8 protein-coding genes are annotated in these 6,483 nt (G+C 42.2%); all 8 read right to left on the minus strand.

Annotated elements, in window-relative coordinates; genetic code table 11:
• A partial coding sequence (locus JWV37_RS12330; RefSeq protein ID WP_443081668.1) for a Y-family DNA polymerase occupies positions 1-192 on the minus strand: 192 nt, incomplete at its 3' end.
• 232 nt (positions 193-424) lie between these two features.
• The gene (locus JWV37_RS12335; protein ID WP_205460154.1) at positions 425-1,717 is read right to left on the minus strand and encodes a DNA recombination protein RmuC; all 1,293 of its coding nucleotides are present in this window, start codon (positions 1,715-1,717) and stop codon (positions 425-427) included.
• Between the two features lie 6 nt (positions 1,718-1,723).
• Entirely contained in the window at positions 1,724-2,314 is a 591-nt protein-coding gene (locus tag JWV37_RS12340) for a Wzz/FepE/Etk N-terminal domain-containing protein (RefSeq protein ID WP_205460156.1), read from the minus strand.
• A gap of 58 nt (positions 2,315-2,372) precedes the next feature.
• A complete protein-coding gene (locus JWV37_RS12345; RefSeq protein ID WP_205460158.1) occupies positions 2,373-3,230 on the minus strand; it encodes an NAD-dependent epimerase/dehydratase family protein in 858 nt (285 codons plus the stop codon).
• Complete coding sequence (locus tag JWV37_RS12350) at positions 3,230-4,003, minus strand: glycosyltransferase family 2 protein (RefSeq protein WP_205460160.1); 774 nt, start codon at positions 4,001-4,003, stop codon at positions 3,230-3,232. The genes JWV37_RS12345 and JWV37_RS12350 overlap by 1 nt, the downstream gene beginning before the upstream one ends.
• Positions 4,000-5,265, minus strand: a complete 1,266-nt coding sequence (locus JWV37_RS12355; RefSeq protein WP_205460162.1) for a hypothetical protein — start codon at positions 5,263-5,265, stop codon at positions 4,000-4,002. Before JWV37_RS12355 ends, JWV37_RS12350 begins: the two co-directional genes overlap by 4 nt.
• Positions 5,243-6,160 carry a glycosyltransferase family 2 protein gene (locus JWV37_RS12360; RefSeq protein ID WP_240332208.1) on the minus strand — a complete coding sequence of 306 codons (918 nt, stop codon included), beginning with the start codon at positions 6,158-6,160 and terminating at the stop codon, positions 5,243-5,245. The genes JWV37_RS12355 and JWV37_RS12360 overlap by 23 nt, the downstream gene beginning before the upstream one ends.
• Positions 6,153-6,483, minus strand: a 331-nt coding sequence (locus JWV37_RS12365) for a CatB-related O-acetyltransferase (protein ID WP_205460166.1), incomplete at its 5' end; no start/stop codon positions are given. The genes JWV37_RS12365 and JWV37_RS12360, both read right to left, overlap by 8 nt.

Consider the following 6,483-nt stretch of genomic DNA (forward strand, 5'->3'; position numbering starts at 1 on the left):
ATTTACCCCACGCGCGCGTGCTTCGTAGCTAGAGGTCACCACCACGCCACGCGGGGTAGTTTGCGCAGGAGTCGCACCAAAAATCCCCTCGCTACTGCCGCCACCCACCGCCAAGGGAATGCCCCGCACGCTAGGGTTGCGAATGCGCTCCGCTGAACAATAGTAACAATCTAGGTCAATGTGTAAAATCATGGGGTTATTAAAGCATAAAATTGAAAAAATGGTGCAAAATATCGCACCGTGAAAACTATTTGGATAACGCCTTTGAAGCAAAGCTCCAAAGACTACGCTAACGCTGAGTTTCCCTCGGCGGGAGGCCCGCGCACCCTTGCTTTTATTTTAAATACGCCTTTGAAGCAAAGCTCCAAAGTCTACGCTAACGCTAAGTTTCCCTCGGCGGGAGGCCCGCGCACCCTTGGTGCTTTTAGTCTTTTTTGTTTTCCAGTGCTTCAAACTGGGCTTCGTCGAAGTCTTGGTGGTCGAAGGTTGCGGTGGCGTTTAGGTTTTTCGTGGTCTTAGCCCCTAGGGCTTTGAGCTTTTCTACGCGACCTAGGACGTTTCCTTGGCCTTGGGTGAGTTGCTTGCTCGCGTTTTCATAGGTGTTTTGAAGGGTTTGCAGCTGCGCGCCAAAACGGTCAAAACTCTCCACAAAGCCGTTCATTTTGTCGTACAGTTTGCCCGCTTCCGCGAAGAGTCGCTGGGCGTTAGACGAGGAAAGTTCGCTTTGCCAGTAGAGGTAAATGGTGCGCAAAGAGACCGTCAACGTCGAGGGCGTGACGATGGCAATGTGCTTTTTGAGGGCGTATTCGTACAAGGTTGGGTCTTCTTGGACTGCCAAAGCAAAGGCACCTTCGATGGGGACGAACATGAACACGTACTGAAGCGTGCCTGCTTCGTAGTGGGTGTAGTCTTTGGATTCTAAGGTGTCGATGTGGGCGCGAAAAGCCCGCACGAGGGCTTTACATGTAAGGATTTTTTCTTCGGGGGTTTGGGTGCGAATGAAGGCGTCGTAATCCACCAAAGAGACTTTGGAGTCGATGATGATGCTGCGTTTGGCGGGAAGTTTGATGATGACATCGGGCCGTTTGGTGCGGCCATCTTCCCCGCGGTAACTCTCTTGGGTTTCGTAGTGCACGCCTTTTAAGAGTCCTGAGTACTCCAGTACGGTTTCTAAAATCATCTCACCCCAACTGCCTTGGGTTTGTTTTTTGCCCTTGAGGGCTTCGGTGAGATTTTGGGCTTCTTGGGTGATGGCAAGCCCCGCCTTGGCGACGAATTCGATCTCTTTGGAGAGTTTGGCCAGTTTTTCCGTGCTGGATTCTTGGGCGCGCTCGACGCGTTGCTTGAAGGCATCGAGGTTTTCTTTAAAGGGCTTGAGCAAGGTGTCGAGGGATTTTAAAGAGGTTTCATCGAACTTTTTGAGTTTGTTTTCAAGGCCTTCTTGCATGATGGCGTGGAGGTTTAGGGAAAGTTGTTTTTCTTGGGCAGCAAAGCTTTCTTGAAGCTTGGCGTGCGCTTCGTTTTGGGCGTGTAGTCTGGCTTCCAAGGTAGCGTTTTGGGTACGTTCATGCAATAACGTAGCCGCCTGTTCCTCTTTGGTTAACGCTAGTTTTTCTTCAAGGGTTTTGATGCGTTTTTGCGAAATGAGGAGCGACCACAAAAGGCCAAGCACAACGAGAAAACACAGAATGATGGCAAAGAGTTCAGAGTAGGTCATAACCCGCTAGGCCTTGCTTGCAGTAGCTTCATCCCCGCGGATGAATTGCATCAGAAAAACAAGAAAAATGGAAAAGATAAAACCCGTCATGGCACCCACTACGATGAGGAGTTGTTTTTTGGGTGTATTGATTGGCGTGGTTCCGGCGCTAATCTCTCCGATTTGTTTTGTCATGATGACGTTTTCATGAAACGCAGCTTTTTCCTGATGTCTCTGCATAATAAACTCTATTGCAGCACCTAAACTTTCTTTGATGCGCGAGACATCTGTGTCTGTTTTTTGAACCTCCAAAATACTAACGCTTCCCTTTGGCACAGTTGCTTGTACGCCCTTTTCTCGCTCCAAAATTATTGCCAAGTTTGAGGGGTGGTCTAGCAGGCTTGCTTGGAAGTTTTCCCTTTGAATCTCTCCAATTTCAACAAAAACTGTCCCTTTGTAAAGGGGTGTTGGGTTTTGAAAAAGCGCATAAACAATGGCTAACGCCGTTACGCTACATGTAAAGAGGGCAATAAATACTCTTTTGTCCCAAAGGGTTTTAAAAAGTTCTCGCAGGTCGATTTCGTCTTCTTGAAGGATAGGTTTTGAGGTTTCATTCATACGTGTTTCCTTGGTGAAATAGAGAGAAAGTATAGTGTTTTAGGGCTTAAAAAGGTGTTTACTTGGTCTCATTCTGTAGCATCAGCTTGATGCCCTCTTCTGTGCTGTAGGGGTTTTTAAGGCTTAGGGTGTTTTTGCTAGCAGTGTTGTCCACCTCGAGGTTGCCATAAAGCCGTTGGTGCATGGCGGGCTTTAATAATTTGAGTGCGGTTTTAAAAAATGGAATCCTAATGAGCCAGACTTTTCTGCCAAGACCTTGGGCGATGAGTTCACACAGGCGCGTGGTGCTTAAAGGCGCATCATCAGCGCACAGGAAAGTACCACTTTTTTGCTGCATCAAGACCTCATTGACAAGATGGCACAGGTTGCCCACGTAAACAAAACTGCGTTTGTTGTGGATGCCACCAAAGGGCAAAACGGGGAGTTTTTGGATGAGGCGCGTGAGGCTTTGGATGTTTCCTGGGGCGTTTTTGCCATACACCATCGGCGGGCGAATGATACTGATTTTAAAATACTCATCTTCTAATTTCAGGAGTTCTCGTTCTGCACTTAGCTTACTTTTTCCATAGGGTGAAACTGGAGCGCAGGCGGTGTTTTCATCTATCGCCTTTCTGTCTTCACCATGCACAGCGATTGTGCTCATAAAGACAAACTGCTTTACGCCAGATGCTTTTGCTTTTTGAGCAAGATGCAAGGTTTGGGCAACATTGACTCTCTCGTACTCCTCCTCGCTCGCTCCACCCATTTGGTGCACAAGCGCAGAGAGATGCAATACCGCGTCCACACCTTTTACATGTAAAGCCTCAATTTCATCATGCAAAAAACTAAATGCCTGAATGCTGTACTTGTCTTGATACACATTGATAAAATAGCCTCCAATGAAACCACTTGCACCCGTGATGAAGAGCTTGGTCATCAAGACACTCCTTGAGATTTCTTAAACAGACCCAGTATCTTTCGTGGGTAGCGTGACATGATTTTGAAGATGTTTGTATTGATGCCGTTGTCTTTACAGACGCGCACTTGCTCCATATTGTTGATCCAAAGACTGCTTGGCGAGGTGCTGACACCTCCTAGGCGCATTTTGACTAGCACTTTGTTAAGATACATATACTTTAGTCGGTGTGTGTACAAAAACCGAGCCAAGATGTCAAAATCTGCGGCTATCTTTAGGTCTGTGCGGAAGACCCCATGGCGCTCATAGGCCCAGCGCTTCACAAAGAAGGTGGGGTGTGCCGGCATCCATCCGTAGGCGAATTTCTCAGGCGAGAAATGGCTGCTGTCGTAGTAGCGCACGACTCTTTCAAGATTTGCAGGATGGACAAAAACCAAATCTGCAAAGAGTGCATCGCATTGGCTTTGTTCAAAAGCCAATGTTACATCTTCAAGCACGTGAGGGTTGATGTAAAAATCATCGCTATTGAGGATACCCACGATGTCTCCCGTAGCCAAGGCGATGCCTTTGTTCATGGCATCGTACAAGCCGCGGTCGGGTTCGCTCACAAACGCGGCTATCTTGTCGCCGTAGCTTTTGATGATCTCAACCGTACCATCGGTGCTAGCGCCGTCTATGATGATGTATTCGATGTTATCGTATGTTTGCGACAAGACTGATTCTATGGCATCTTTTATTGTGGCGGCGTTATTCCAGACTACGGTGATGATGGAGATTTTTGACCTAGTTTTCAACTGTTATCTTTTTTGATTTTATTTTTACTCACGGTATTTAACCGTGGTTCTGAAATGCTCAGATACAATACGGAAAGCATAACCAAGACCGGAAAAGCATTTCTGGAAACAAAAACGTACTCAGTTATAATATTAGCAATGAGATACAAAACCACCAATAGTAAAAAGAGTGAGAAATCTTTTTGTCTGATTGCGCCATTAGACGCTTTTTTAACTATAAGGTAATAAAATAAAAAAATAAAAAAGACAAACAAAAGCCCACCGTGTGCCAATAGTATGGAAAACAATCCATCGTACCACACAAGCGAACTATTCAACCCAGCACCTAAAAGCAAGCCTGAATACTCCGCATCACTAATGCCAACCATTAGCTTATAGATTCTTCCCTGAGAACTCTGGTCATTAACTAAGTCAAAATTTAAAGCCCGCTGAATCAACCATTGGTTGCCACTAAGAAAAGTATCAACAAATGGCATAAAAAAGGTCGTGAGAAAAAATAAAAGAAGCAAAAACAAGACGAAGTAAATAAGTATTTTTTTTTCAGTAATTAATGTTTTTTTTGAATTAAAAAATTTAAAAATAAAATAAAAGCTATATAATAAAATAGATAGACCCACTAAAAGCAAGCCCGTTCTACTACCTGTCAATAATAGGCCTGCCATTGCATTTGACAAAATAAGAAAGGAGATTATCATGCTATGATTGAAATACTTTCTAAGATAAAACAGATACGCAACAGTGAAAAAACCAAGATATGAAGAATATAAATGCGCGTCTGATTCCATATAGTCACTCGAGAAAGGAAAAGACGGCCTAAGGCTTCCATCTATCACATCGCTTCTTAAAAGAAACGAGTACATATATGTCCAACTACTTAAAAAAATAAAACCTATCAGCAATAGCCAGTTCACTGCACTTACTTGCCTCTTGGTTTCAACAATAGAAACAAGAATCCATGGTACAGTGAAGATGAGTATATATTTATAAATAAACCCAACTCGAGAGAACTCAAAAGAGGCACCAGAAAGTAAACTGAAAAAACTTGAAAGAAAAAAAATCGCGGCCACTACAAAAACAATGAGCAATTGACTCTTGTCTAGCTTTGGATTTGAAAAAATAAACAATGGAAGCAAAACCAATAAAACAACATCCAGCAATCGCACAGATGGCACAAGCTCGTAACTTATTGGAAACACAAAGAGTCCTAGGCAAACCAATGAGAAGCAAATACTACTTAGGTTAATTTTTGCTAAGTAGCGCATCTAATTTCCACTTTAGGATTGTTGCATATTTTGCTAGCATAGGGAACTTTTTGATTAAAATAATTTTAAATTTTGCCATGGCTCTAAGCTCTGATATTAAAACATCCCACACAGACAATCTCTCTTTGCTCATCAGCCTATTGTAAACCCTTGCTGAATCAAAAATATTTTTCTCAAACCCTTTAAATACCCTAGGTTCATTTTCAAGAACATCCATAAGCGCTAGAAGCCTTTTAGCTCTAAAAATAACTTTTTCTTTACTATAGTTGATGATGCCACCAAAAGTTTGATTATCATGTTGTCTGTAAAGATATATTGGCTTATCGATAACATATACATTTTTAGAGTATTTTTTAACAGTTAAAGCTATCCACACATCTTCAAAAGGTAAAGTTTCTGGCATTGGAAATATTTTTTCTGCAATTTTGCGACTAAAAGACCATGACCACTTTGGAAAACTTACTAGATTAGACAATACAAATTCAAACCCTTTGGATATCAAAAGTGGATTTATATTATAAATTGCTCGAGTATTCAATTTATGGTCAGCAATAAAAGCACTATGACAATGAGCATCATATTTTTTCATATTTTCATATTCTCTAAAAAAATCTTGCAGCAACACATCATCAGAATCAATACATTTTATAATATCACCACTAGTCAAACTGTACCCATAATTAGTTCCTGTGACTTTCCCCTTAGATGTATTTTTTACCAACTTTATTCGCTCATCGCCATCTGCAAATCTCTTTGCCACCTCGAAAGTGCTGTCAGTCGAGAAGTCATCCACGATTATAAGTTCCCACTTTACTTCATTTTCCTTTTGAAGCTCTACTATAGCATCTGCAATGTATTTTTCAACATTGTATGCCATCATAATGAAACTAATCATTGCCACTCAAATCCCCAAATCGAAGATTAATTTCATCTTCTGTTAGCTGAAACAAATCCTTATTGGACTTAATTTTATCGATACCCCAATCCCACCATTTCAGGTTTTCAATCAAGCAAATAGTTTCGTGATTAAATCTATTTTTAATAACCTTTGCAGGATTTCCACCAACTATGGAATATTTTGGAATATTTTTAGTTACCACACTTCCCGCCCCAATAACACTTCCTCGGCCTATTGTTACTCCAGATAGAATTACGCAATTTGAACCTATCCACACATCATCTTCTATAATTATGTCGCCTTTGGAAAAAATATCATTT

This window comes from Sulfurospirillum tamanense (assembly GCF_016937535.1).
In the GTDB taxonomy this organism is placed as follows: domain Bacteria; phylum Campylobacterota; class Campylobacteria; order Campylobacterales; family Campylobacteraceae; genus Sulfurospirillum_B; species Sulfurospirillum_B tamanense.